21 protein-coding genes are annotated in these 26733 nt (G+C 71.9%); 12 read left to right on the top strand and 9 right to left on the bottom strand.

Features of this window, described 5'->3' with window-relative positions; translation table 11 throughout:
* Positions 1 to 306: 306 nt before the first annotated feature.
* From AB8A24_RS38570 to AB8A24_RS38560, 3 genes are all read right to left on the bottom strand, one after another.
* Positions 307 to 726, bottom strand: coding sequence for a hypothetical protein (locus AB8A24_RS38570; RefSeq protein ID WP_369478830.1), 420 nt, complete (start codon positions 724 to 726; stop codon positions 307 to 309).
* A gap of 76 nt (positions 727 to 802) precedes the next feature.
* Positions 803 to 2461 carry an amidohydrolase gene (locus AB8A24_RS38565; protein WP_369478829.1) on the bottom strand — a complete coding sequence of 553 codons (1659 nt, stop codon included), beginning with the start codon at positions 2459 to 2461 and terminating at the stop codon, positions 803 to 805.
* Between the two features lie 32 nt (positions 2462 to 2493).
* Entirely contained in the window at positions 2494 to 3888 is a 1395-nt protein-coding gene (locus AB8A24_RS38560; protein ID WP_369478828.1) for a cytosine permease, read from the bottom strand.
* A gap of 137 nt (positions 3889 to 4025) precedes the next feature.
* On the opposite strand from AB8A24_RS38560, the gene AB8A24_RS38555 reads away from it, so the two are divergent.
* The 9 genes from AB8A24_RS38555 to AB8A24_RS38515 all read left to right on the top strand — a co-directional run bounded on the left by AB8A24_RS38555 (position 4026) and on the right by AB8A24_RS38515 (position 16296).
* Positions 4026 to 4628, top strand: a complete 603-nt coding sequence (locus tag AB8A24_RS38555; protein WP_266389812.1) for a TetR/AcrR family transcriptional regulator — start codon at positions 4026 to 4028, stop codon at positions 4626 to 4628.
* A gap of 367 nt (positions 4629 to 4995) precedes the next feature.
* Positions 4996 to 5898: an alpha/beta hydrolase gene (locus tag AB8A24_RS38550; protein ID WP_328963916.1), complete on the top strand. Its 903-nt coding sequence runs from the start codon at positions 4996 to 4998 to the stop codon at positions 5896 to 5898.
* A 182-nt stretch (positions 5899 to 6080) separates the two neighbouring features.
* Positions 6081 to 6344, top strand: a complete 264-nt coding sequence (locus tag AB8A24_RS38545; RefSeq protein WP_328963915.1) for a hypothetical protein — start codon at positions 6081 to 6083, stop codon at positions 6342 to 6344.
* Positions 6345 to 6582: 238 nt separating this feature from the next.
* On the top strand, positions 6583 to 6747 hold the full coding sequence (fxsA, locus tag AB8A24_RS38540) for an FxSxx-COOH cyclophane-containing RiPP peptide (protein WP_063734217.1): 165 nt from the start codon (positions 6583 to 6585) through the stop codon (positions 6745 to 6747).
* A 27-nt stretch (positions 6748 to 6774) separates the two neighbouring features.
* On the top strand, positions 6775 to 9027 hold the full coding sequence (gene fxsB / locus AB8A24_RS38535; RefSeq protein ID WP_328963914.1) for a radical SAM/SPASM protein FxsB, inactivated metallohydrolase extension form: 2253 nt from the start codon (positions 6775 to 6777) through the stop codon (positions 9025 to 9027).
* A 119-nt stretch (positions 9028 to 9146) separates the two neighbouring features.
* Complete coding sequence (locus AB8A24_RS38530; protein ID WP_266392698.1) at positions 9147 to 9881, top strand: AAC(3) family N-acetyltransferase; 735 nt, start codon at positions 9147 to 9149, stop codon at positions 9879 to 9881.
* 80 nt (positions 9882 to 9961) lie between these two features.
* Positions 9962 to 11338: a TIR-like protein FxsC gene (locus tag AB8A24_RS38525; protein WP_266389825.1), complete on the top strand. Its 1377-nt coding sequence runs from the start codon at positions 9962 to 9964 to the stop codon at positions 11336 to 11338.
* The gene (fxsT, locus tag AB8A24_RS38520) at positions 11322 to 15314 is read left to right on the top strand and encodes an FxSxx-COOH system tetratricopeptide repeat protein (protein WP_328963912.1); all 3993 of its coding nucleotides are present in this window, start codon (positions 11322 to 11324) and stop codon (positions 15312 to 15314) included. The genes AB8A24_RS38525 and fxsT overlap by 17 nt, the downstream gene beginning before the upstream one ends.
* An 85-nt stretch (positions 15315 to 15399) precedes the next feature.
* Positions 15400 to 16296 carry a DUF4231 domain-containing protein gene (locus AB8A24_RS38515; protein WP_369478827.1) on the top strand — a complete coding sequence of 299 codons (897 nt, stop codon included), beginning with the start codon at positions 15400 to 15402 and terminating at the stop codon, positions 16294 to 16296.
* A gap of 15 nt (positions 16297 to 16311) precedes the next feature.
* Here the strand turns inward: AB8A24_RS38515 and AB8A24_RS38510 are convergent, their stop codons facing one another.
* The 4 genes from AB8A24_RS38510 to AB8A24_RS38495 all read right to left on the bottom strand — a co-directional run bounded on the left by AB8A24_RS38510 (position 16312) and on the right by AB8A24_RS38495 (position 20109).
* A complete protein-coding gene (locus tag AB8A24_RS38510; RefSeq protein WP_369478826.1) occupies positions 16312 to 16791 on the bottom strand; it encodes a hypothetical protein in 480 nt (159 codons plus the stop codon).
* 97 nt (positions 16792 to 16888) lie between these two features.
* Complete coding sequence (locus AB8A24_RS38505) at positions 16889 to 17770, bottom strand: S1 family peptidase (protein ID WP_328963909.1); 882 nt, start codon at positions 17768 to 17770, stop codon at positions 16889 to 16891.
* 150 nt (positions 17771 to 17920) lie between these two features.
* Positions 17921 to 18736, bottom strand: coding sequence for a DUF1684 domain-containing protein (locus AB8A24_RS38500; RefSeq protein WP_369478825.1), 816 nt, complete (start codon positions 18734 to 18736; stop codon positions 17921 to 17923).
* A 77-nt stretch (positions 18737 to 18813) separates the two neighbouring features.
* A complete protein-coding gene (locus tag AB8A24_RS38495; protein WP_369478824.1) occupies positions 18814 to 20109 on the bottom strand; it encodes a DUF5685 family protein in 1296 nt (431 codons plus the stop codon).
* A gap of 285 nt (positions 20110 to 20394) precedes the next feature.
* Between AB8A24_RS38495 and AB8A24_RS38490 the strand changes: the two genes are divergently transcribed.
* The gene (locus AB8A24_RS38490) at positions 20395 to 20844 is read left to right on the top strand and encodes a cell division protein SepF (protein ID WP_266389844.1); all 450 of its coding nucleotides are present in this window, start codon (positions 20395 to 20397) and stop codon (positions 20842 to 20844) included.
* Between the two features lie 9 nt (positions 20845 to 20853).
* Here AB8A24_RS38490 and AB8A24_RS38485 read toward each other — a convergent pair whose 3' ends face one another.
* Both AB8A24_RS38485 and AB8A24_RS38480 read right to left on the bottom strand, forming a co-directional pair.
* Positions 20854 to 22026: an acyl-CoA dehydrogenase family protein gene (locus tag AB8A24_RS38485; RefSeq protein ID WP_328963906.1), complete on the bottom strand. Its 1173-nt coding sequence runs from the start codon at positions 22024 to 22026 to the stop codon at positions 20854 to 20856.
* A gap of 228 nt (positions 22027 to 22254) precedes the next feature.
* Complete coding sequence (locus AB8A24_RS38480; protein ID WP_328963905.1) at positions 22255 to 23910, bottom strand: MFS transporter; 1656 nt, start codon at positions 23908 to 23910, stop codon at positions 22255 to 22257.
* Between the two features lie 322 nt (positions 23911 to 24232).
* Here AB8A24_RS38480 and AB8A24_RS38475 point away from each other — a divergent pair, with 322 nt between their 5' ends.
* Together AB8A24_RS38475 and AB8A24_RS38470 are read left to right on the top strand one after the other, a co-directional pair.
* Positions 24233 to 25342 (top strand): hypothetical protein, encoded by a 1110-nt coding sequence (locus AB8A24_RS38475; protein ID WP_369478823.1) that lies wholly within the window; start codon positions 24233 to 24235, stop codon positions 25340 to 25342.
* Positions 25343 to 25583: 241 nt separating this feature from the next.
* Positions 25584 to 26733: phosphatase PAP2 family protein (locus AB8A24_RS38470; protein WP_369478822.1), on the top strand; the 1150-nt coding region annotated here is incomplete at its 3' end.

Here is a 26733-nt window from a genome sequence, read left to right as displayed (position 1 = left end):
GCGGGGACACGCAGGAGGGTCCCCGCAGGACGAGGCGCGACCAGGGCCGCCTTGCCGGGACGTGCCCGCACGCGCCGAGCCGAGGAGACCCTCGTGCGGGGCCCCGCACCACCCACACCACCCAGCCCCGCCGGCGATTGAGGCGCCGCCCCGGGCGCAGCCCGAGCCGTACCGCACACCACCGAGCACCCCGCAGGGGCCCGGCAGCCCGACCCGCAGACCATCACGCTGGTCAAGGAGTTCGGCCGGACGGAGGTCGCTGCCGCGAGGGCCCCTGGACGAGCCGCTCCGGTACCGGCCCGAGCGCTAGCCGAGGTCCGCCGGGTCCGGGACGCCCAGCAGGCGGGCCGTGCGGGCCGCTTCGGCGTCGTAGACCAGGAAGTCGATCCGCTGCCCGTCCGGAGCCCGGTACTCCAGCACCTGCATACCCGGGCGCCGGCTCCCCCGAGCGACCACCCTCCCGCCCATGGGCAGCGCGACCGCCCGGCGCAGGGGGGCCGCGAAGACCGCGCCCGTACCGTCCGCGCCGGTCCGCAGCTTGCCGTAGCCGAAGAACCGCCGCCGGACCCCCTGCCGCCGGCGCGCCTGGCAGGGGACGGCGACGGCGGCCCCGCCCGTGGCGGCCGCCGTCCGGGCCTCCGCCCGGCGGGCGACCGTCCTGCGCGTCAGGGTGCCTGCCGCCAGCGCGACGAGCGCCAGGGCCACCATTTCGACGAGTACGTCCATCTCCCCCACCCCCCTCAGGGCTGCTGCCCCAAGTGGCCTCACACTAAAGGGTGTTCAGCGGGAAGAGGGCAGGGGATCAAGCCACCCGGTGCACCACCTCGCCCGCCACCACGACCGTCTCGGCGACCGTGCCCGGGATCTCGTCCGCCGGGACGGTGAGGATGTCCCGGGACAGGATCACGAAGTCCGCGGCCTTGCCCACGGTGAGGGAACCGCGCTCCCGCTCCAGGAAGTTGGCGTGGGCCGAGCCCATCGTGTAGCCGTACACGGCCGTCTCCACGTCCACCGTCTCGGCCGGCTGCCAGGCCGGGCCGTCGCCGGACAGCGGGCGGCGCGTCACCGCCGTGTAGATGCCGACCATCGGGTCCATCTCCGCCACGTTCCAGTCGCTGGAGAACGCCAGCACCGCCCCCGCCTCGTGCAGGCTCCGCATCGGCCAGGCCTTGTGCCAGCGGTCCTCGCCCACGTTCTCCGCCCAGTCCTGGCCGGGGCCCGCGATCTCCGGCGCGCAGTGCCTCGGCTGCATGCACGCGATCACGCCGAGCGCCGCGAAGCGCGGTACGTCCGCCGGGTCGAGGCATTCCACGTGGACCACCTGGTGGCGGGCGTCGCGCGGGCCGTTCAGGGTCCGCGCGTGCTCCACCGCGTCCAGGACGGTCCGGATGCCCCGGTCGCCGGTCGCGTGGACGAAGCACTGGAAGCCGCGCGCGTCCAGCTTCGCCAGCAGGTCCGCGAACTCCTCCGCCGGGTAGAAGGTCTCGCCCCGGTGCGCGCCGCAGCCGGTGTACGGCTCCAGCAGTGCGGCCGTGCGCGGTTCCACCACGTCGTCGATGTACAGCTTGAGCGGGCCGACCCGCAGCCGGTCCCCGGCGAACCGCCGGGCCGCGTCGGCGAATTCGTCGAGTTCGGCGTCGCCGGTGCCGCGCGGGTGGAACAGCGCCGCGACGATCCGGGAGCGCAACCGGCCCTCGGAACGGGCCCGTTCGAAGAGTTCGAGGTCGTCGAGGGAGTTCTGCGGCTCGACCACCGTGGTGATGCCGAAGCCGATGGCGTCGTCGAGGCTCTTGGCGAGTCGCCCGTACTGCCGGTCCGGCGAGGCCCACGGCACGCCCAGCTCGCGCAGGGCCCGGTGGCCGGCGCGGGAGAGTCCCTTGATGGCGAAGTCCTGGACGAATCCGGTGGGTTCGCCGGTCTCGGGGTCCACCGCCGCCGTGCCGAAGGGGAGGTCGGTGCGGTCCCGCGAGACCCCGAGGCGCCGCATGGCCGCCGTGTTCAGCCAGGCCGTGTGCACGTCGTACGAGAGCACGATCGCCGGGGTGTCGCCGGTGACGGGGTCCAGGTCGGCGGCGCACGGCATCCGCCCGCCGGGGATGGCGGAGTAGTCGAAGGCCTCGGCCTCGATCCAGTCGGCGTCCGGGTTGGCCTCCCGCCAGGCCAGGATCCGCTCGTGGATGCCCGCGAGGGTGCGCACCCCGGCGAGCTGGACGCAGTCCGCGTCGGAGCCGAGCCGGACGTGGTTGTGGGCGTCGATGAAGCCGGGCAGGACGAGCTTGCCGCCCGCGTCGATCCGCTGGGTGTCGGGGCCGGCCCAGGCGGCGGCCTCGGCGTCCGGGCCGACCCAGACGATCCGCCCGTCGTGGACGGCGAGGGCTTCGGCCTCGGGCAGGTCGGGGTCGACGGTGTGGATCCGGGCTCCGGTGAGCAGCAGGTCGGCGGGGAAGGGGTGGCGTGCCATGCGGGGGTGCTCCATTGCGTGTGCGGTGTCGTTCAGGCGGCCGGGGCGTACGCCGCGACCCGGCGGCGGGTGAGGGCCCAGTAGGTGAGTCCGGAGACGACCGAGCCGAGCAGGGTGAGGTCGGCGCCGCCGAGCGGGGCGACCAGGGGCCCGGTCCACAGCTCGGAGTCGCAGGTCAGGGCCGCGAAGGTCATTCCGGTGAGCAGGGCGGCGATGCCGGCGGGGTGGTAGCCGGAGCGGTACCAGTAGGCGCCGGCGCTCCCGGCGTGCAGTGCGTCGGCGTCGTAGTGGCAGCGGCGCAGCAGCATGTCGGCGAGGAAGACTCCGCCCCAGGGGGCGAACACGATGATCAGCAGGGAGAGGAAGGAGAGGAGGGAGGTGGTGAAGTCGGTGAGGAAGAGCGCGGCGAGCGAGCCGAGGGCGGTGACGGCGGCGCTGATGACGATGGCGCGGGCGCGGCTCCAGGGGATGCCGAGGACCTGGAGGTTCAGGCTGGAGGAGTAGAGCGTGATGATCGAGTTGGTGACCGAGCCGCCGAGTACGAGGGCCAGGAACAGCGGCTGGAACCAGCCGGGCAGCAGGCTCTCGGCTCCGGCGACCGCGTCGGTCATGTCGGTCCGGGTGGCGGCGGCGACGCCCGCGACGCCGAGGGCGACCGAGGAGAGGAAGCCGCCGAGGGCGCCCATCCAGGTGATGGACTTCAGCGAGGTGGTCCGGGGCAGGTAGCGGGTGTAGTCGGCGGGCATCGGCAGGTACGAGAAGGGGCCGGCGAGCATGACCACGAAGGCGAGGCTCCAGCCGGAGAGCCCGGGGGCGGCGCCGGCCGGGGCGGCGGTGTCGGTGCCGGGGATGACGAAGAGGAGCAGGACTCCGAAGCCGGCGGCGAGGACGTAGGCCATCCAGCGTTCGGCGAACTGCACGGTGGCGTGTCCCCACATGGCGACGGCGAAGGTCAGCGCGAGGGTGACGAGGAGGGCGACGGCGCGGCCGGCGGTGCCGCTCTGCCAGCCGATCTCGGCGAAGAAGACTTCCAGGGCGAGGGTGCCGACCACGGTGTTGACGATGGTGTAGCCGATGCTCACCACCCAGTTGAGGACGCCGGCCGGGAAGTTGCCGCGCACCCCGAAGGTGGCGCGGGAGATGACCAGGGTGGCGGTGCCGGTGCGGATGCCGCTGAGTCCGGCGGCGCTGATGGCGAAGAAGGAGAGTCCGCCGATCACGACCACGGCGGTGGCCTGCCAGAAGGAGAGCCCGAAGGCGACGGCGAGGGCGCCGTTGATCACGTAGGTGAAGGTGAGGTTGGAGCCGAACCAGAGCCAGAAGAGGTCCTTGGCGCTGCCGTGGCGTTCGGCGTCGGGAATGGGATCGATCCCGTGGGTCTCGACCCGGAACACCTCGTCGACGTCGATTGTCTCCTGCTGTCCCATGAGGACCCCTGACCTTGAGCGATCTTGAATGGCGTTCTAACTTCTTGAATGGCATTCAAGATGAGGGGTGGACCTCGGCCCCGTCAAGACCCTGTCCGGGATAAGGTCGATCCACGAAGATCCGGAGGGCGGGAGCGGTGGCGGGAGCAGCACGGCGGCGCGACGGGCAGATCGCCCAGGAGCGGATGCTGGAAGAGGCCATGGCGGCCATCGCCGAAGACGGACTGGCCGCGCTCACCATGTCGGCGCTGGCCGAGCGGCTCGGCACCAGCGGCGGCCACATCCTGTACTACTTCGGCAGCAAGGACCGGCTCCTGCTGGAGGCCCTGCGCTGGAGCGAGGAGCAGCTCACCGGGGAGCGCCGGGCGCTGCTGGGCCGCAGGGTGACGGCGACGCGCAAGCTGGACCAGTTCCTGGAGCTCTACCTCCCCGAGGGCCCCCGCGACCCGCGCTGGACGCTGTGGATCGAGCTGTGGGCCCGTACCGCCTCCAACCAGCCACTGAAGGCCGCCCAGGAGGAGATCGACGACAGCTGGCAGCAGGATCTGGAGGCGCTCCTGACCAAGGGCGTGGACCAGGGCCGCTTCGCACCCCTGGACGTGCCCGCGCGCGCCTCGGAGCTGCTCGCCCTGTTGGACGGCCTGAGCACCCGCGTGGTCCTGGGCCAGCGGGGCGCGGACCGCGCCCGGGCCCTGGAGCAGGCCCGCTCGGCGGCGGCCCTGCTCGTCCCCCGCACCTGAGACGAGGGGCCGGCCGGCACTTCTCGCGCCGACGGGTCGGGAAACTCCCCCATTTCCCGGCCCGGAGACTCGGCCCACCCGGTCGACCCGACGACCCGACGACCCGACGACCCAATTCGACATCCGAAAGCGGAAGCCGTCGCACCAAAAGGCCTTTCCCGGCATCCGGGCATCCGTTCACGCCCGTTCACGCCCGTTCGCCCCCTGACGCGCCCCCTTGACCAGGGCATATGCAAGAGGAACAAAGGCTCTCTCGGGCTCGTGAAGGCATTCACAATAATTCCGCCGGAAGTGCGCCCTACCGCGCTCCTCCCCCAGCGCGCACAATCGCGGTGACGACTCACATCGACCGTGAAGGAGGGAGCGCGTGCGCAATCAGGTGCGCACAGCGGACGGGCGCGCTCTGACCGTGGAGCGCTGGGGCGACCCCGACGGTAAACCCGTCTTTCTGCTGCACGGCATGCCCGGCAGCCGCCTCGGCCCGGCCCCCCGGGGCATGGTCCTCTACCAGCGCCGGATGCAGCTCATCGCCTACGACAGACCCGGCTACGGCGGCTCCGACCGCCACGTGGGCCGCACCGTCGCCGACGTGGCCCAGGACGTGGCCGCCATCGCCGACGCCCTCGGCCTGGACACCTTCGCGGTCGCCGGCCGCTCCGGCGGCGCCGCCGGCGCACTCGCCTGCGCCGCCCTCCTCCCGGACCGGGTCACCCGGACCGCGACGATGGTCGGCCTCGCCCCCCGGGACGCGGAGGACCTGGACTGGTTCGCCGGGATGGCCGCGTCGAACGTGCGGGAGTACACCACCGCCACCGACGACCCCGAGGAACTGGCGGCCCGGCTGATCCCGCGCGCCGCCGGCATCCGCAAGGACCCCGGCCGACTGTTGGACGAACTGCGCCGGGAGCTGACCGACAACGACCGCATGATCGTCTCGGACGCCGGCCTACGGTCGATGCTCCTGCGGAACTACCGCGAGGGGCTGCGCCATTCGGCGTACGGATGGATCGACGACGTGCTCGCCTTCAGCCGCCCCTGGGGCTTCGACCCGGCCGACATCCGCTGCCCGGTGATGATCTGGCACGGCGAGCTCGACGTGTTCTCCCCCGTGGGCCATTCCCGTTGGCTGGCCCGCCGCATCCCCGGGGCCACGACCAACATCGTTCCCGCCGCCGCGCATTTCGCCGCCCTGCGCGCGCTGCCCGACGTACTGAACTGGCTGCTGCGCGACCTGCCGGCACCGGACCTCACCGAACAGCAGCCCGCCTAGGGCTCGTTGACCCCCACACCCCTTGTGTGACCCCATCCTTCGACCCCTCCGCCCGCCCTCGGCGATCCCAACTCGAAAGCAATCACTTCGGCGTTGAGAACGGCGCACGTCCTTGTAAAGTCCACGCCTCCGGGCCCGCCGCCACCCGACGGGTGGGCCCCACGAGCCGTGGAGGCTGTCCCATGACCCTGCACATCGACGACGTCGGCCTGCTCATCCTCGCCGTCGGGCTCCTTGTCGGCTACGCCGTCTACAAGCACACCAAGGCGGCCGCCGGAGCCGCCTCCAAGGGGGACATCGTCGGCGCGATCGCCGCCGCCGCCGCGGTCATCACCGCACTCTTCCTGCTGTTCGGCGGGGGCGGTTCCACCTCGGCCGGGCCGGACTTTCGGCCGGCGGGACACGCGCTCGCATCGCACCAGGTCAGCGGGGTGCGGTCGACATAGGTCCGGACCGGCCGAGGCCACTGCCCGGACCCCCGGCGATGAAAAGGATCTTTCTTTGCGGCAAACGGCCGAATCCGCCCTCTTGAGAAATCCGCCGCGCACTGCATGGAAGTCTTGACCAGGCGTCATGTCTCGTGTTGCCAAGGGGGACTGTCCTAGTAAAGTCCCTGCTTGACAGCAGCGTGTAGCCGTTGTCATTCACATGTCCATTCCACATGGCTTCCCCAAGGACGGTGCCGTGAACACTTCAGCATCCCCCGCGACCAGCTCGGTCAAGGCCCACCGGGTCCCGCTCGGCAAGATCGACGTCCACACCGCGGCCGCGGCGACGACGCTCGGTCGTGTCCTGCCGGCCGAATCCGCTCGTCCGGTTCAGGCACCGATCTTCAACTCCGCGCTCTGACCGAACTCCGCGCTCTAGACTGGTGGAATGACCGGCCTGATCGCATTTCGCGAGATCGTCCTGAAAGTTCACAGCAGATGCGATCTTGCTTGTGATCATTGCTATGTCTACGAACACGCAGATCAGAGCTGGCGAGCCCGGCCGAAAGTGATCTCCCCCGAGGTTATTTCGCATACCGCGTCCAGGCTTGCCGAACATGCCCGTGACCATGCACTCCCCTCCGTCACGGTGATTCTCCATGGAGGGGAACCCCTGTTGGCGGGCACCGCCCGGCTCCGCCTCGTGTGCGAGGAGTTCACCCGGGCTCTCCACGGCATCGCCGACCTCGACCTGCGGATCCACACCAACGGGCTCCAGCTCAGCACCCGTTACCTCGACCTCTTCGACGAGTACGGCGTCCGGGTCGGCATCTCCCTCGACGGGGACCGCGCCGCCAACGACCGACACCGTCGCTTCGCCGACGGCCGTACGAGCCACCCGCTGGTCCTGGCCGCCGTCGCACTGCTCCGCTCCGAGCCGTACCGCCACCTCTACCAGGGTCTGCTCTGCACCGTGGACGTGGCCAACGACCCCGTCGCCGTACTGGACGCGCTGGTCGAACTGGAGCCCCCGCGCGTGGACTTCCTCCTCCCCCACGCCACCTGGGAAACACCTCCGGCCCGCCCCGACGGCGCCCCCGACGCGTACGCGCGCTGGCTGCTGCGGATCTTCGACCACTGGGACCGACGGGGACGCCCGGTGCCCGTACGGCTCTTCGAGTCCCTGCTCTCCACCCTGCGCGGCGGCCCCAGCCTCACCGAGTCGCTCGGTCTCGCCCCCACCGACCTCGTCGTCGTCGAGACCGACGGGACCCTGGAACAGGTCGACTCCCTCAAGAGCGCCTTCGAGGGGGCCGCCGCCACCGGCTTCAATGTCTTCGACCACGCGTTTGACCAGGTCGCGGCCCATCCCGGGGTCCGCGCCCGGCAGCAGGGCCTCGCGGGCGTCAGCGACTCGTGCCGCCGCTGCCCCGTCGTACGTTCGTGCGGGGGCGGGCTCTACACCCACCGCTACCGCGACCGGAACGGCTTCGACAACCCCTCCGTCTACTGCAGCGACCTGCGCGAACTCGTGGACGGGGTCGAGGGCCGCACCGCGCCCCGGGAGACGGCGCCGCAGCTGTCCGACCCCGCCGAACTCGCCCGCTCCCAGGAGGAGCTGACCCGGATCCTGCTGGCCCGGCTGCACGCGGACCTCGCCGCCGACCCCGGCTGGGCGCACGCCTGGGAGCTGCTGGCCGCCGTGGAACGGGCCGGGGAGGCGGGCACGGACGCGCTGGACGCCGTACTGGACCACCCCTTCACCCGGACCTGGGTCCTGGCGGCCCTGGACGCCGCCCGCGACGGCAGGCAGGACGCCCAGGAGGCGACGCGCAGGCTCACCGCCCTGGCGGCCGCGGCCGTGCTCCGCGGCGGGCTGGACCTGCCGGCCGAGGTGGCCTACCGGGACGGCGAGGTGTACCTGCCGACGCTGGGCCTGCTGCGGCTCGGGGAGCCCGGCACGGAGGGCCGGGCCGCGCTGCACGTCACCGACGAGGGGTACGCCGTACGGGACGGTCGCGCCGAGCACCGCTTCGGGCCCACGGCGGGGGACGCCCGCTGGCAGCCCGTACGTACCTGGTCTCCCGGGCCGGACGCGGCGCCGGTGGCCCTGGAGGACCTCGACCCGTACCGCAACTGCTTCCCCCGCCCGCCCAGGCTGCGCCTCGGCGCCGGGGAGGCCGAGGAGTGGCGGGGCAGGCTGGACCGGGCGTGGGCGCTGCTGCACAAGGCGGTGCCGGAGTTCGCCCGGGCGGCGGCCACCGGGCTGACCACGCTGACCCCGCTCGCGGGCGGCCCGCGGTCGGGCGGCTGGGGTGAGGCCGGGCGGCACGGGCCGGGGGCGCTCGGGGTTCCCTACGCGGCGGGGGTGCGGGAGACCGCGCTGGCACTGCTGACCGGGCGGCGGCGGACCCGGCTGCGGGCGCTGACCGAGGTGGCCGACCTGTACGCGCTGGACGGGGAGTGGCAGCACCCCTCGCCGTGGCGGGAGCGGCCGGTCCCGGTGTCCCGGCTGCTGGCCGACGTGCACGAGCGGGTGGCGGTGGAGGCGTACCGGCGGGCCACGGCGACGTCCGAGCCGGGCGGCGCGGAGCGGATCCACCGTGCGTTGGACCGGCTCTCGGAGGCGGCCGAGCTGACCGTCACCGGAAAGAGCCTGGTCGCGGAGCTGCGCTACGAACTGAAGACGGTCGACGCGTGACCGCGCCCTCCCCGGCGCCCTCCCCGGCGCCCTCCCCGGCGCCGTCCTCGGAGCCCTCTCCCACCCCCGGCAGGCTCCGGCTCGCGGTGCAGTTACGGCTGGCCGGGGTCCGCCCCGGCATGCGGCTCCTGGTGCACTCCTCCCTCGGCGGGACGGGCCTGCGCGCGGAAGTGCTCCGCGACGCCCTGACGGGCGTCCTCGGGCCGCGCGGCACCCTGGTGGTCCCGGCGTTCACCCCGGAGAACTCCAAGACCTCCACCGCCCACCTGGAGCGGATCCGCGGTCTGGACGAGGCCGGGGTGCGGGCCTTCCGCGAGCGGATGGCCGCCTTCGACCCGGCGAGCACCCCGAGCCAGGGCATGGGGTCCCTCGCCGAGGCCGTCCGCACCGCGCCGGGCGCCGCGCGCAGCGCCCATCCGCAGACCTCCTTCGCGGCCCTCGGGGCGGACGCGGAGCGGCTGTGCGCAGGTCATCGTCCCGAAAGCCATCTGGGGGAAGAGACACCCCTGGGAAAGCTGTGCTGGGAGGGCGGGCAGGTACTCATGATCAATGTGGGGTTTTCGGTCTGTACCGCTTTCCATCTCGCGGAGTACCGAATTCCGAAGCCCCCCTTGCGCATGTACGAGTGTGTGGTGAAGGTGAACCTTCCGGGGCCGCAAAGGCACCGGCAGGAGGGGGAGTGGACCGCATACGAGGACGTCGCGCTGGATGACAGCGATTTCGCGGTGATCGGTGACGCGTTCCCGGATTCACGGGTGCGCAGGGGGCGGGTGGGAGGCGCGTCGACCATGCTCTTCTCCCTCCCGGAGGCCGTCGATCACGCCCTTGACTGGATGACCGAAAACAGACGCTGATTGACTGAACGATGAGGGGATGTGGCGAAGCAGCTCCGGAATGATGTTTCTTCGCTTCGCATCTTCGGGACGGGGGTCGTGTGCCCGCATCAGGGGAGCCGTACTTTTTTCTCAGTTACGCACATACACCGAGGTTCGGGGCCGGGGGCCCCGACCCGGACATGTGGGTCGAGCGCCTTTTCCGTGATCTCTGCGGGCATGTCATGGCGCTGACGGACCTGCGCGCCGGGTACGACGTCGGGTTCATGGACCGGGAGATACGCAGCGGCGAGGGCTGGTCCGAACGGCTCGCCCGGGCACTCGCCAACTGCCGCGTCTTCGTTCCCCTGTTCTCGCCGCGGTACTTCGCGAGCGAGATGTGCGGGAAGGAGTGGTTCGCCTTCGCGCAGCGCGCCGTCCAGCACGGCGCGGTCAGCAACAAACAGGCCGAGGCCATCGTGCCCGCGTTATGGGTGCCGGTGCCGCCGGAGCAACTCCCGGGACCCGCCGAGCGGTTGCAGTTCAACCACAACACCTTCGGCGAGCGCTACGTCACCGACGGCCTGTACGGGCTGATCAAACTGCGCGGTTACGCCGAGCAGTACGAACACGCCGTGTACGAACTCGCCCGGCGCATCGTCCAGGTCGCCGAGACCGCCCACCTGGACCCCATCCGCCCGCTGGACTACCGCAACGTACCGAGCGCCTTCGGCTCCAGCGGCAGCCCCGCCCGCACCCTGCACGTGACCGTGGCCGCCGCCTCCCGGCACGATCTGCCCGAGGGCCGCACCCCCGAGTACTACGGGGACACCGCGCTGGAGTGGAACCCGTACCACCCGGTCGCCCAGCGGCCCATCGCCTACGTCGCCGAGGACCTGGTCAAGAACCTCAACTACCAGACCACCATGTCCTCCTTCGACGACGAGGCCGGGCACCTCGACAGCAAGCAGCTGCCGACCCGGCCTGAGATCCTGATCGTCGACCGGTGGGCGGTGGAGGACGAGCAGCGGCGCCGGCGCCTGGCCGCCTTCGACCGGGAGCCCAGGCCGTGGGTCAACGTGGTCGTGCCGTGGAACCGGTACGACCATCAGAGCCGGTCGAAGGAGAACGAGCTGGCCGACCGGCTGGAGAACACCATGCCCAAGACGATGAGTCAGGGCCGGGCTGCCTGCCGGGCCGCCGCGAACGGCGTGGCGAACGTGGAGACCCTCGGGCAGATCCTGCCGCAGGTGGTCGAGGCCGCCGCCCAGCAGTTCCTCAGACACGCGCAGCCGTATCCGCCGAAGGGCGACACCTCCATCGAACGGCCCCGGTTGCTGGGGCCGATGGGGATGAACGGGCCGCCCGGGCCGATGGCGCCCCGTGCCCCCTTCCCACCCGACTCCGACCGGCACCGGGCAGGGCCGGCGGGCGCCGGCCTCCACGACAACGACGACAACGACACCGACCGGGGGGACGCGGATGACAGCGAGCAGTGACAGCGACAGCGACAGCCGTGACGGACGCATCGTCACCTTCTACTCGTACAAGGGCGGCACGGGCCGCACCATGGCGCTGGCCAACACCGCCTGGATCCTGGCGGCCAACGGCAAGCGCGTCCTCGCCGTGGACTGGGACCTGGAGGCGCCGGGCCTGCACCGCTTCTTCCACCCCTTCCTGGACCCCTCGACGCTGGGGGCCACCACCGGGGTGATCGATCTGATCAGCGAGTACGCCTGGGCGGCGACCAGCCCGGTGCAGCGGCCCGACGACTGGCACAAGGACTACGCGCGGATACAGCCGCACGCCGTCTCGCTCACCCCGGAGACCCACGGCTGGGAGTTCCCGGACGGCGGCACCCTCGACTTCGTCTCGGCGGGCCGGCAGAACCGCGAGTACTCGGCGACCGTCTCCACCTTCGACTGGGACAACTTCTACGACCGGCTCGGCGGCGGGCTCTTCTTCGACGCCTTACGCGCCGACATGAAGCGGAACTACGACTACGTCCTGATCGACAGCCGCACCGGCCTGTCGGACATCGCGGACATCTGCACGGTCCACCTCCCGGACATCCTCGTCGACTGCTTCACCCTGTCCGACCAGTCCATCGACGGCGCGGCCTCGGTCGCCCGCCAGATCGACGAGCGGTTCAACGACCGCGGCATCAAGATCTACCCGGTCCCGATGCGCATCGACGAGGGCGAGAAGGAGAAGGCCGACGCCGGCCGGGCCCTGGCCCGGATCAAGTTCGACCGCTTCCCGAACGGCCTGGTCGGGGACGAGCTCACCTCCTACTGGGGCGCTGTGGAGATCCCGTACCGCCCCTACTACGCCTACGAGGAGACCCTGGCCACCTTCGGCGACGAGGCCGGGCTCACCAACTCCCTGCTCTCCGCCTTCGAACGGCTCACCGCCGTGGTCACCGAGGGCCACATCACCTCCATGCCGGTCATCGGTGAGGAGGTCCGGCTGCGCATCCGGGACGCCTTCACCCGGCGCCGCCCGGCCCTGCCCGCCGACCTGTTCCTGTCCTACGTCGCCGAGAACCGGATGTGGGCCGACTGGATCGAGTCGGTGCTCACCCGGGCCGGTTTCCGGGTCGTGCCGAAGGACGTCTCGGCCGAGCGGCCCGCGCACACCGGACCCGGGGACACCCTGGGCGGGGGGACGGGCATCAGCATCGACACGGCCGCCCGGACCGTGGTGCTGCTCTCCACGGCCTACCTCAAGTCGGCCCGGGCCGTGGACGTGTGGGAGCGCGCGGCCGCCGAGGACCCGACCGGGGGCCGGCGCCAGCTGGTGCCGCTGAGGGTGGGCGACGTACGGCTGTCCACGCCGTACATCGACCGCAACCCGGTGGACCTCTTCCGGCTCGACGAGGTGCACGCCACCACCGCCCTGCTGCGTGCGGTGGAGCGGCCCATGGCCCTGCCCGACAGCGTCAACAGCGCCTCGCAGCCCGGCCCCCGGTTCCCGGGGACCGTCCCGAAGATCTGGAACGCGCCGCCCCGCAACCCCGGGTTCACCGGGCGCAGCATCGTGCTGGAGCGGATGCGGGACCAGCTCGGCGGGGGCATGGCCGTGGTGCTGCCGCAGCCGCAGACCCTGTTCGGGCTCGGTGGTGTGGGCAAGACCCAGGTGGCGTTGGAGTACGTGCACCGGTTCATGGCCGACTACGACCTGGTGTGGTGGATCTCCTCGGAGCAGACCGACGACGTGGTCGCGGCCCTCGCGGAGCTGGCGGTACGGCTGGGCGCGCAGACCGGTGAGGACATGGCGGCCGCCTCGCAGGAGGCGATCGACCTGCTGCGGCGCGGGGTCCCCTCGTCCCGCTGGTTGCTGGTCTTCGACAACGCGGACGATCCCGAGACGCTCAAGCGGTTCTTCCCGCCGGGCGGGCCGGGCCATGTCCTGGTGACCTCCCGCAACCAGTCCTGGTCGCAGTACGGTGACGCGCTGCCGGTGGACGTGTTCCTGCGGGAGGAGTCCATCGAGCACCTCCAGCGCCGGGCGCCCGGGCTCGGCAAGGACGACGCCGAGCAGGTGGCGGTGGCGGTGGGCGACCTGCCGCTGGCCGTCGAGCAGGCGGGTGCCTGGATCGCGGAGACGGCCACGCCGGTGTCCGCGTACCTCGAGCAGCTGGCGCAGCAGGCGGCCCGCGTGCTGGCCCTGAACCAGCCGCCCGGTTACCCGGAGCCGGTGGCCGCCACCTGGAACATCTCCATCGAGCGGCTGCAGTCGCGGTCCCCGGCGGCCGTGCGGCTGCTCCAGCTGTGTGCCTTCCTCGCGCCCGAGCCGATCTCCGCGAACCTGCTCTACAGCAAGGAGATGATCGACGCGCTCAAGCCGTACGACTCCTCGCTGCAGGAGAAGTTGGTGCTGGGGCGGGTGATCCGGGAGATCGGCCGGTTCGCGCTGGCCAAGGTCGACCAGGTCAGCAACAGCATCCAGGTGCACCGGCTGGTGCAGGCGGTGATCCGGGCGCAGCTGAGCGAGGAGGAGCAGCGCGAGGCCCGGCACGCGGTCCACCGGATCCTGGCCGGGGCCCGGCCGGACGACGACGAGCCGATCGACAACCCGGAGACGTGGCCACGGTTCAACACGATCTGGTCGCACCTGACCCCGTCGGAGGCCCGGTACTGCAAGGAGCCGGAGACGCGCAGGCTGTTGATCGACCGGGTGCGGTACCTGTGGAAGCGCGGCGATTTCAAGGCCGCGTACGCGCTCGGCGAGGAACTGCGCGAGGCGTGGAAGGAGATGCTGGGCAACAACGACCTGCAGTACCTGTACCTGCGGTTCCACCTGTCGAACATCCTGCGTTCGCAGGGCCGGTTCGTGGAGGCGAAGGAGCTGGACGAGGTCACGCTGGAGCGGCAGAAGGCGGTGCTCGGTCCCTCGCACCCGCACACGTACATGACCATGAGCGGTCTGGCGAACACGCTGGGCGCGCTGGGTCATTACGGCCAGGCGATGGAGCTGGCGACCGAGGCGCACGAGGGCTTCAGCCAGATCTTCCACGAGGCGCACCCGCGCACGCTGGCCGCCGCGAACAACCTGGCGTTGAACCTGCGGCTCGTGGGTCAGTACACGAGGGCCCGGGAGATCGACCAGGAGGTGCACGACCTGCGTACGGAGGTGCTCGGGCCGGAGCACCCGTACACACTGTCCTCCGCGCAGAACCTGGCCCGCGACCTGCGTGAGGTGGGCCGGTACGAGGACTCGGTGCAGTTGCTCAGCCGGACGTACGAGACCTACAAGCGGACGCTGGGGCGGGCGTTCCCCGGCACCCTGTCGGCGGCGAAGAACCTGGCGGTGTCGTTGCGCCGGGCCGGCCAGCTGGAGGACGCCCTGCGGCTGACGACGGCCACCCGGGCCCGCTACCGGGCCAAGTACACCTCCGTCAACCCGGACCTGTTGTCCTGCGAGCTCAACCTGGCCTCGGACCTGTTCGCGACCGGGGACCCGGGCGGGGCGCGGGACCTGGCGCAGGAGGTGGTGGACGAGTACATGAAGGTGCCGGGCGAGCGGCACCCGTACACCTTGGCGGCCGTGAACAACCTGGCGGTCTTCCACTGGGGCACGGGCGCGGCCGAGACGGCGGAGACGATGCTGCGCCAGACGATACGGGGGATGCGGGACGTGCTCGGCGACAACCACCCGCACACGGTGTTCGCCCACCTCAACCTGGCCAACACCCGGGCGGACCTGGGTGATCCGGAAGGCGCTCTGGAGCTGGAGCGGCTCGCGGTGATGCGGCTGCGCGAGGCGCTCGGGGCGCATCATCCCGAGACCCTGGCGAGCAGCTCCAACATGGCGGTCAGTCTGGACTCGATGGGCCGCAAGGAGGAGGCGGCCCGACTGCGGGCGGAGGCGGTGTCCGAGCTGACCCGGCTGCTCGGCGAGGACCACAGTCTGACCCGGTACGCGCGCGACGAGCGGCGGGTCCATCGCGACCTGGAGCCTCTCGCCGTCTGATCCGACGGAGGGCGGCGGGGGCTCCGCGACCGCGGAGGTCCCGCCGCCCGCCACCCGACAGCAGGGGGGCGCTGTGACCGACAGCATGACCTTTCGAAACGAGGACCTGCCGGCCCTCTTCCACCACACCGACCAGGCGGCGATCTCCCGGCAGCGGGAGTCCACGCAGGCCACCCGGGCCCAGTTGCTGCTGCTGGTCCTGGCCGCGGCGGCGGCCGCTCTGCCCGCCGGGCCGAAGCTGGGCTCGATGTACTTCTTCGGGCTGCTGAGCGTGCTCTCGTACGTGGGGGTGCTGGGCGTGGGCATGCGGGCGACCCGGCGCCGGGCCCGCCCGCAGTGGCAGCTCAACCGGAGTGCGGCGGAGTTCATCAAGTCCCTGGCCTGGCGCTACGCGGTGCACGGGGCGCCGTTCGGCAGTGAGGTCGCCGCGCCCGAGGCGACGTACCGGACCCGGCTGGAGGCGGGTCTGGCCGAGCTGCGGAAGATGGGCTGGGACGACCCGCGGGCCGCCGGGGCGGTGCCGGAGGGCGGGGAGATCACCGGCGCGATGGAGCGGCTGCGCGGGATGGACTACCAGGCGCGGCGCGAGACGTACGTCCGGGACCGGCTGATCGAGCAGCGCAACTGGTACCGGCGGCGGACGGAGGTGTCCCGGCGGGCGACGAACCTGTGGTCGTGGACGATCGTGCTGCTGACCTGTCTGGCGCTGCTGTTCGCGCTGCTGGGGTCGTTCGGTTCGGGTCCGGGGCCGAGGCTGACCGCGCTGTTGAGCGCGGCGGCGGCGGCCGGGATCGCCTGGAACGAGGTGCGCCGCCATCATCCGCTGATCGAGGCGCACACCCTGATCGAGCAGGATCTGGCGGCGATGATGATCGTGATGCAGACGACCATCACCGAGTCGCAGTGGCCGTCGTCGGTGTACGAGACCGAGCGGTACGTGTCTCCGCAGCACACGGACTGGCTGGTCCGGCACAGCAGTTGACGGTGGGGGCGTGGCTCAGTCGCGGGTCACGCCCTCGCGCCAGATGACGGTGACCGGTTTGCCGAGTGTCCGCGCGTAGGCGACGATCTCGGCGGTGCCGCCGTGCCCGCGGGCGGGCTGCCCGTCCCAGACAGCGACGAGCCGGTCGCAGGAGTCGGCGATGTAGGTGCCGGCGGCGTAGTAGGCCTCGTCCGTGGAGCGGGCGAAGTCCATCCGGACCTCCTGGGTGGCCCGGTTCTTGAGGCTCTGGTAGCGGGCGAGGGCCTCGGGGTCCTCGAAGGCGTCCTCGTAGTCCCCGCTGGGGATCACCACGGTGAGGTCGGCGCCGTGTTCGAGGGCGATGGTGGCGAACAGCTGGTCCGCTCCCTCGGCGAGGCTGGAGAAGGCCTCCAGCGGTCCTTGGTGGCCACCCAGCACGGCCCGCAGGGCGCTCTCCACATGGCCGAGCACCGAGTCCGGAATGGCTCGGTGCCCGGTCACGCCGATTCGTTTCATGCAGTAACCAGCCTCCCCCGTGGACATGGCCGCCCGGAACATCCTCCCAGAAGGCGGGAGGACGTCCAGGGGTGCGGCGGGGGCACGTGAGCCACCGTCAGTAGACGCTGACACCGTAGGCGTTGAGGGCTTCGACCACGGGCTGGAAGAAGGTGGTGCCGCCCGAGGAGCAGTTGCCGCTGCCGCCGGAGGTGAGGCCGACGGCGCGGGTGCCCGAGTAGAGCGGTCCGCCGCTGTCGCCGGGTTCGGCGCACACGTTGGTGCGGATCATGCCGTAGACGATGTCGCCGCCGCCGTAGTTGACGGTGGCGTTGAGGCCGGTGACCCGGCCGCTGTGGATTCCGGTGGTGGACCCGCGCCTGGTCACCGACATGTTGACCGTGGCGTTCACGGCGCTGGTGATGTCCTGGCTGCCGACGGTCCCGGGGGGCACCGGCGAGTTGCTCGCGTACTTGATGAGGCCGTAGTCGTTGGTCGGGAAGCTGGAGCCGACGGTGGAACCCACGACGGTGGTGCGGGCGGAGTTGCTCCACCAGGTGCCCGCGCCGTCGGTGCAGTGCCCGGCGGTCAGGGCGTAGTAGGTGCTGCCGCTGCGCACGTTGAAGCCGAGCGAACAGCGCCAGCTGGTGGCGTAGATGGCGTCGCCGCCGGACACCAGCTTGGTGAGCTTGCCGGGGATGCGTTCGATGCGCAGCGCTCCGACGTCGGCTCCGGCCTCGCGCTTGATTCTCGCGATTCCGGCGTCGGAGACCGTGGAGTCGGCGGAGACCACGAGGGTTCCGGTGGCGGGGTCGGTGTGCCAGGCGGTGCCCGCCACGTCGGCGCGCAGGACGGATGCGCCGGCCGAGGCGAGTCGGTCGGCGCTGAATGCCGTGTCCTTGCCGTCCCGGCTGGAGTCCGCGCTCGCGGCCGTGGGGACGGCGAGCGCTGCGGCGGCGGCCAGGCCGGTGGCCGCCGCGAGCAGCCTGGTACGGGTCATGCGCTTGATCCTCACTTCTCGTCCTCCTGGAGAGGGTCGGGGGCCCGGCGGTTGTGGGGGTGCCAGAGCCCGTGAGGCGCAGCCGGGGGCACGGCGGGCGCATGAACTTTGGCCGTGCCCCTGACAAGCGCTGTCGGGAGTGTCCTGTCGTCAGATACCGGTCGCAAGAGCGGCTTTCAGCCTCCGCTCGCCCGCCGCGACCTCGAAGGGCAGCGTGTTCCCGGGCGGCGGGAAAGGGCAGATGAAGTGGTCCGCGAAGGCGCAGGGAGGCAGCAGGGAACGATTGAGATCGACCGTGATCGCGCCTCGCGCGTCGGGTATGCCGGGCTTCAGGAAACGGAAGCGGTAGCTGGAGTGCCCTCCGGTGGCATCGCCGAAGACGGCCCAGAGGCTGCCGTCGTCCGGGTCGACGGCGACCTGGAGGGTGTGCTCGGCGCCTCGGAAGGGGAAGACCAGCTCCCCGCCGAGGTCGAGCCCGCGCGCCCGTCCGTCGGCGTTCGCCACCTGGACGCTCCGGTCCTCGGCGTACGGACGGAACCGGCCCGGCAGGACGAAGGCGGGGTCGTAGGGGGTGGCTTCGACGCCTGTGTGGGCCCGGCGGGCCTCGGAGTCGGGGTCGTAGACGCGTACGCCCCACTCCCCCTCGCGCCGGATCACGACGATCCGGAGTTCCCCGGCGGAGAGCCGGGCGTGCGCGGGAGAACCCTCGTCGGCGTCGAGGAGCACCTCGCCCGTGAACGGCTCGCCGTCGAGCCGGCAGGAGTCCTCGGGGGTGGCGGTCAGCGCCGCACCGGCCTCTGTGGCGCGCCAGTGCCCCGGAACGGCCGGAATTCGACCTTCCGGGAAGTCGGCGAGCCAGAAGGTTCCGGTCAGCGCGAGGGGGCCGTAGGGCGCGGACACGGCCGCCGCCCTGCGCTCGTGCCATTCCCGCCACGCGGCGTGCGGGTCGTCTGCGTCGTCGCTCATCCCGCTCAACCCTTCCACACGGGTCCGGACGGGAATCCCCGCGTACGCCGTCCGGACCTGTGAAATCCGAAAGAGCCTCAGCAGCCGTCGCAGGGACAGCAGCAGCAGTCGTCGCATCCGCAGTTGCTGCAGCAGTCGCAGCCGTCGCAGCAGTCCTCGCCGTCGCACAGCGGCTCGCGCCGCTCCCGCGACCACGGACCCTCGTACTCCGTGCAGCACATCTGGCAGGTGCAGAACAGCCCGATGGCCACCGCGCAGCCCGCGAGCAGCCCGCGGCGCGGCCGCTGCGGGGGCAGTCCGCCACCACCGCCACCACCGCCGGGCCCCATGGGCGGCGGCATGCCCGGGCCGCCGGGGACCTGAGGGGCGTTCGGGGCGTAGGGGTTGCCGCCGTACGGGTTCGCTCCGTACGGGTTCGCTCCGTACGGGTTCGCTCCGTACGGGGCCTCCGCCGTGGGCCCGCCCGCGTACGGGTTGCCGCCCTGCCCGGTGGAGGCCGTGGCGGTGTGGCCGCAGCTGCTGGTGCCGAAGGCCCGGTCCACCGAGGTGCGCAGCTCGTGGACGAGCAGGCGGTGGGCGAGTCCCGAGTCCGTGAATTCGACCTCGCGCAGGGCCAGCCTGATGCCGTGCAGGGCGTCGTCGCAGAGCCTGCGGGCCTCGGTGAGCGAGGTCCCGGTGGCGGTGAGCGGGTTCCAGGCGCCCGCGACGGCGTCGGCTCCCTGGTCCTCCACCGCGTCCAGCAGGTGCGCGAGGCGGCCGAAGTACCGGCCGGCCTCGGCCAGCGCGGGGGCGTTGCCTGGCCGTCCGGCCAGCTGCGCGGTATGCGCGAAGGCGGCGGCCGTCGCGGTCTCCGTCGGCTCGGTCACCACGAGCACGGAGGTGCCGAGGCCCGCGAGGGTCTCGATGCCCGCCTGCCGGTCCACGGCGTCGACGAGCACGGAGGTGTCGAAGCCGAGCGAGGCCCCGGTGCGGGCTCCGGCCCGGTCCCAGCGGCGGGCCACCTTGCGCGCGGCCAGGGCCATGGGGGCGCGGGCCAACAGCCCGTCCCGGTCTGCCACGTGGTCGCGTACCTTCGCGGAGGCCAGCACGAGCGAGACGGCGGCGGCGAGCCGCGCGCCCTCGCCCTGGGCCACGGAGGCGGTGCGCATACCCCGCAGCGGGCACGGGCCCGCGGTGCGCCGGGCCTCGGGCGCGGTGCCCGACTGAGCCTCCGTCAGAACGGAGACGAGCAGCCCGTCATAGTTCGTCACGATCCGGGCGAACTGTCCGTGATCTCCCCGAAGTGCCAGGCACAGCCCGCACAGATGGGCCATCCACTCCGCCTTGAACCGCTCTCCCAACCGGTGCGTGCAAGGTCTCACTATGCCGAACAAGCTGCTTCCCCCGTGTGTCCTACGCGTGCTTGCCGGGCATCGTACCGACCCGCGCCTTTCACCCGAACGTCCGCATCGCCCACCCGTACGGCGGTGGCGGTCGTATTTTCACTCAGTCAGCAGCGGTAGCCACCAGGATCCTTGACCGTGCAACGGATGTTCTGCACCAGTACCGTCACGAAACCCCTGCGCGGCGACTATCCACTTGGCGCGTTGTCAGCATCATGGACGAGCATAGGGGCAGCGGAGAGAAGACAGACTGACCGCGGTGAAAGGAGGCAGTCCATGGGTTCGGTGCGCAAGGCGAGTGCCTGGCTGGGTCTCGTGGAGGACAGCGACGACGAGCGCTACTACGACGACGACTACGCGGAGGCCCCCCAGGGTTCGGTGGCCGGCCCCGGCGACCAGTGGGTCACCGACCCCCGGGTCCGGGTGGCCTCCGAGTCGGCCGTGGAGCACGGCCGTCGCATCGCGACGGTCACCCCGGACGGTTTCCGTGACGCGCGGGGCATCGGCGAGCTGTTCCGCGACGGGGTTCCGGTGATCGTCAACCTGTCGTCGATGGACCCGGGTGACGCGAAGCGCGTCGTCGACTTCGCGGCCGGACTGACCTTCGGGCTGCGCGGTTCGATCGAGCGGGTGGCGACCAGGGTCTTCCTCCTGACCCCGGCCGACACCCAGATCGTCAGTGGCGAAGCGGGCGGCCGCTCACGCGACTTCTTCAACCAGAGCTGAGCGGGGCTCTCACCGGAAAGCGTCCAGGCCGGTGAGCGCCTTGCCCAGCACCAGCTGGTGCATCTCGACCGTGCCCTCGTAGGTGAGGACCGATTCGAGGTTGGTGGCGTGCCGCATGACGGGGTATTCGAGGGAGATCCCGTTGGCGCCGAGGATGGTCCGCGCGGTGCGGCAGATCTCGATGGCCTCGCGGACGTTGTTGAGCTTGCCGAAGCTGATCTGCTCCGGCCGCAGGGTGCCCGCGTCCATCCGTCGGCCCAGGTGGTGGGCGAGCAGGATCCCCTTGTGGAGCTCCAGGGCCATGTCCGCCAGCTTGGCCTGGGTGAGCTGGAAACCGCCGATCGGCTTGCCGAACTGCTCCCGCGTCCTCGCGTAGTCGAGCGCGGACTCGAAACTGGCCCGCGCAGCGCCCATGGATCCCCAGATGATCCCGTACCGCGCGTGGCTGAGGCAGCCCAGCGGCCCCTTGAGCCCGGTGACCAGCGGCAGCACCGCGTCGGCGGGCAGCCGTACGTCGTCCATCACCAGCTCGCTCGTCACGCTGGCCCGCAGCGACCACTTGTGCTTGATCTCCGGCGCGGAGAACCCGGGGGTGTCGGTGGGCACCGCGAAACCGCGGATCCCCTCGTCGGTCTGCGCCCACACCACGGCGACCGCCGCCACGGAGCCGTTGGTGATCCACATCTTGCGGCCGTTCAGCACCCAGTCGGTGCCGTCGCGCTTGGCGTAGGTCCGCATCGCCGCGGGGTCCGAGCCCACGTCGGGCTCGGTCAGGCCGAAGCAGCCGATCAGCTCGCCGGCGGCCATGCCGCGCAGCCAGCGCTGCTTCTGCTCCTCGGAGCCGTACTTCCAGATCGCGTACATGGCCAGCGAGCCCTGCACCGACACCAGCGAGCGGATCCCGGAATCGGCGGCCTCCAGCTCCAGGCAGGCGAGCCCGTACTGCACGGCGCTGGCACCGGCGCACCCGTAGCCCTGGAGGGACATCCCGAGCGCCCCGATGCCGCCGAGCTCCCGGGCCAGCTCGCGGATCCCGGGCAGCTCGCCGCTCTCGTACCACTGCGCGATGTTCGGCAGCACCCGGTCGGCGGCCCAGGCACGCACGGTGTCCCGGACGGCGAGGTCCTCGGGTCCGAGGAGCTCGTCGAGCCCGAGCGGATCATGGGGCAGGAACGCGGACACTGGGCCTCCCGGCGGCCTGAAGACAGAACCTGGCAGCGCGAGTTTTGCGCTCGCCCGAAGCTATTCGCCCCGGCCGGGCAAATCCAGCCCCCACCGACCCGGCCCCGCCGCACCACCCGGCCCCGCCGGCGCTCGAGGCGATCTTTCAGCCCCGCCCGCGCGTGAGGCGCGGGGGTCCGGGGGCAGCGCCCCCGGCAACGGCGCCGCACCCGGCGGCACCGGACGGCGTCAGCCCGCCTGCTCGACCGGGGTCGGCCGCGCCTCGCTCTTGGTCTGCGCGGGCAACCGCACGACGGCCGACTCCCCGTCCTCGCCCGGCGCCGCCGCCCCGCACTCCATCGCCCGCGGCAACTTCAGCGCCATCACCGCCCCCGCCACCAACAACGCCGCACTCACCAGCAACGTCACGTGCAGACCGTGCACGAACGACTGCCGCGCCGCCGCGTACAGCGACGCCCCCGCCGGCCCCCCGAGGTGCGCGGCGATCTGGTAGGCCTCGCCCAGAGAATTCGCCGCGCCCGCCGAATCCGCCGCCGTCACCCCCGGTACGCCCACGAGCCCCGGCCGGTACGCCGCGTTCATCACGCTGCCCAGCAGCGCGATGCCCATGCCCGCGCCCAGCTGGTACGAGGTCTCGCCGATCGAGGCCGCGCCGCCGGCGGTGGCCGCCGGGGCCTCGCTCAGCATCGACTCGTACGCGGCGAACAGCGTGGTCTGCAGCCCGAAGCCGAGCAGGATGAAGCCGATCGTCAGCAGCAGCGGCCGGTCCTGCTGACCCATGAACGTCAGCAGCAGCACGGCGACGGCGGTCAGGACGAAGCCCAGCGACACCATCGTGCGCGGCCCGACCCGGCCCAGGGTGTACGACCCGGTCGCGCCCGCGGCCATGGCGGCGAAGGTCAGCGGCAGCAGCCGCAGACCGGTCTCCAGCGGGCTGAGGTGCAGCACGAGCTGCAGGTACTGGACGGCGATCAGCTCCAGGCCGACCAGGGCCAGCATGGCGAGGACGATGCACGCGACCGACGTGGAGAAGGCGGCCCGCGAGAACATCCGCATGTCGATCAGCGGGTGCTCGCGCCGCCTCTGCCGCCGTACGAACAGCACGAGCAGCACCACGCCGATCAGCAGCGGGACCAGCGCCTCCGCGTCGAGCAGCCGGCGTTCGGCGCCCAGCCGCTTGATCCCGAGCACCGCGCCGAGCACCCCCGCCGCGGCCATCAGCGCGCCGAGCACGTCCCACGGCCCGTCGGCGGAGCCGCGCGATTCCGGCAGCAGCCAGCGGCCGAGCGGCAGGATCAGCGCCATCAGCGGGATGTTGATGAGGAAGACCGAGCCCCACCAGAAGTGCTGGACGAGGAAGCCGCCGAGCACCGGGCCGCTGGCCGCGCCGATGGCGGCGACGGCGGTCCAGATGCCGATGGCGAGCGCGCGCTCGCGCCGATCGGGGAAGACCTGCCGCAGGATCGACAGGGTGGCGGGCATGATCATCGCGCCGCCGATGCCGAGCAGGGCGCGCGCGGCGATGAGGACCTGGGCGTTGTCGGCGAGGGCGGCTATCGCGGAGGCCACGCCGAAGAGCCCGTAACCGAGGAGGAGGATGCGACGGCGGCCGACCCGGTCGCCGAGGGTGCCGAAGAGGATGAGGAGCGAGGCGCAGACCAGCGGGTAGGCGTCGACGATCCACAGCAGCTCCATCGATCCGGGGCGCAGGTCCTCGGTGACGGAGGGGACGGCGACGTGCAGGATCGTCGCGTCGAGCGCGACGAGGACCAGGCTGACGCAGAGCACCGCCAGGACGACCCAGCGGTTGGTCCCACCGGAAGCCGCGTGGAGCCGCTGCCAGGGGGAAGGGGTCCGGACCCCGGCCGCGTTCGTCCCCGACATGCATGTACCTCCCAGGTGATCCCTCGCGCTCGGCGGACCAGCGTCTTGTGGAGCCACGGGGGGTGGTGCGCTGTGCGGCGTCCAACGGGGTCCGGCATCGACACGCGAGTGAACGGTCAGCGTACGCGAGTTCGTCTGCCCGTTACGTGGTCAAGCTCTCATCCCGGCGGCGACCCCGGTGTGGCGTACGCCACTCCCCTCGCCCTCACCCTTCCCCCGTGTACACGCGCGCTCACGTCCCGTGGTTTCTGCGTGGCCCCGCTCGTCGACCCCCCTCCGGCCCCTGAGGGGCCCGAGGTCGGCGCCACCGATAATCAAGCCTGTGGAAGATCTTGGATTTCGCCGGGCCGCGCCCGCGCTGGCCGCCTTCGCGGCGGTCCGGCTGCTCGGGCTGACCGTGCTCGCGGTGTGGGGCGCGGTGGTCGGCAGCAGCCCGCACACGCTGCTGTCGGCCCGCTGGGACTCGCTCTGGTACGCCCGTATCGCCGCGGAGGGGTACGGGTACGAGGTGCTGCTCCCGAACGGGGACGTCCACTCGAACCTGGCGTTCTTCCCGCTGCTGCCGTGGCTGGAGCGGTTGGTGTCGGCGCCGACCGGGCTCTCGTACGGCTCCGCGGGTCTGGTGGTGTCGGCGGTCGCGGGGTTCGCCGCGGCCTGGGGGATCTTCGCCGTGGCGGAGTTGGTCCACGGCCGCCGGGCCGGCGTGTTCGCGGTCGCGCTCTGGGCAGCGCTTCCGGTCGGGATCGTGCAGTCCATGGCGTACAGCGAGTCGCTGTTCACCGCCCTGGCCGCCTGGTCGATCCACGCGGCCCTGCGCGGGCGGTGGCTGACGGCGGGGCTGCTCGCGGCCGGTGCCGGGCTGACCCGCCCGGTCGGCGCGGCGGTCGTCGCGGCGGTGTGGGTGGCTGCCGTACTGGCCTGGCGGCGCGGGGAGCGGTCCTGGCGGACGGTCGCGGGGGTGCTGCTGGCTCCGGCGGGCGCGGCGGCGTACGTGCTGTGGGTCGGTGCGCGCACCGGCGGCGGTCTGCTGGGCTACCTGGACGTGCAGGGCGGCTGGGGCAACGGCTTCGACGGCGGCTGGGCGTTCGCGCGCTTCGTCGGGGCGAAGCTGGCCTCGTCCGCGTTTCTCGCCGGGGTGGGGCTGATCGCGGGGGTCGTGCTGGTGCTCTGGCTGTACGGGAAGTGCGTGCGGCAGCGGCAGCCGGTGCCGCTGCTCGTGTACTGCGGGATCGTCGTGGCGCTGGCGCTGTGCGCGTCCGGGTACTTCGGTTCCAAGCCCCGGCTGCTGCTGCCCGCCTTCCCGCTGCTGCTGCCGCCGGCGGTGGCGCTGGCGCGGTGGCGGACCGGGCGGGCGGCCTCGGTGGTGGGTGCGCTGGCCCTCGCCTCCGCGGTCTACGGGGCGTTCTGGCTGAACGGCTCGGGTCCTCCATAGAGCCCCCACGTCACGGAACGGATCATTCCGGTCCATCTTTCAGCAAAAGAAATGGCCTCCACGGCAATAAAGTCCGGATAAGTGACCGAAACAATTGCCGGAGCAGTGGATCAAGAGGCTGCCAACCGCTGTCGAAATAGCGGGAATTAAGTCCCACCTGAGACCAACTCCACATCACATGGTCATCACAAAGCCCGTGATTCGCCCGGGCCGACCATCGCCGGGCGGTAACGTCGATTGAGTGCGTACCGACCAAATCCTGACCCGTCTGGAGCGGGTGTTCGCCCGGCTGGACCGGGAACCAGAGCGACCGGCTCATCTGCAAACCCCGCAGATGAGCCGGCACCGCGTCGTACTCCTGGGATCGACCCTCGCCTTCTATCTCGCGATCGTGGTCGCCGTACTGACCACTTCCTGGCTGGTCCGCCTGGACTGGCAGATCATGTTCTTCCGGCCCTACGAGCAGTGGCCGCAGCTGCACGCCTTCCTCGACTACCTGGTCGTGCTCGGCCAGCGCGGACCCACCGCGGTCATGGTCGCCGCCTGGCTCGGCTGGCGCTCCTGGCGGCAGCACACCCTCCGCCCGCTGATCACCCTCGGCGTGGCGCTGCTGCTGCTCAACATCACCGTCGGGTCCGTCAAGCTCGGCCTCGGCCGGCTCGGCCCGCACTACGCCACGGAGATCGGATCCGCCGAACTCTTCGCCGGTGGCGATATATTCCCTTCCGGTCACACCGCCAACGCCGTGGTGACCTGGGGAATCCTGGCCTACCTGGCGTCCACCGGGGTCACCCGTCGGGTGTTGTCCGTGGTGTCCGCGGTCGTCTCGCTGAGCGTCGGCGCCACCACCGTGTACCTGGGCACCCACTGGGTCAGCGACGTCCTGCTCGGATGGTCCGCGGGGCTGCTGATCCTGCTGGCCCTCCCCTGGTTCGAGCCGCTCATCGCCCGGACCGAGACCTACGTCTTCGACGTGCGCGAGCTGCTGCGCCGCCGCGCCGAGACCGGACGGATGCCCGCACCGGTCGTCTCCGTGCTCACCCCGCTGCTCTCGGCGGGCGGCAAGTGGCAGTTGCGGCCCGCCACCGAGGTCGCGGGCGGTGCCGTCGGCGGTGTCGTCGAGGAGCCGGTCCCGCAGCCCGTCAGGGACACCGTCGCCGCGGCGACCGCCACGGCCCCGGCGAGCACCACGGCCACCGCGACCGCCCCGCACTCCCCCACCACCCGGCCCGCCGTGCACCCGGCCGGCCGGCCGCACGTGATCCGCTCCGAGCGGACCCCGGTCACCCCGGTCGGCAGCCGCAGGCCGGCGCACACCGAACGGGCCGCCGCCCGGGGGGCCGGGCCCGCCGCCACCCCGGCCGACGAGCGCATCCACCGCATCCGCCGCC

This window comes from Streptomyces sp. BF23-19 (assembly GCF_041106355.1).
Classification (GTDB): Bacteria; Actinomycetota; Actinomycetes; order Streptomycetales; family Streptomycetaceae; genus Streptomyces; species Streptomyces virginiae_A.
This window is presented reverse-complemented; position numbering and strand designations above follow the sequence as displayed.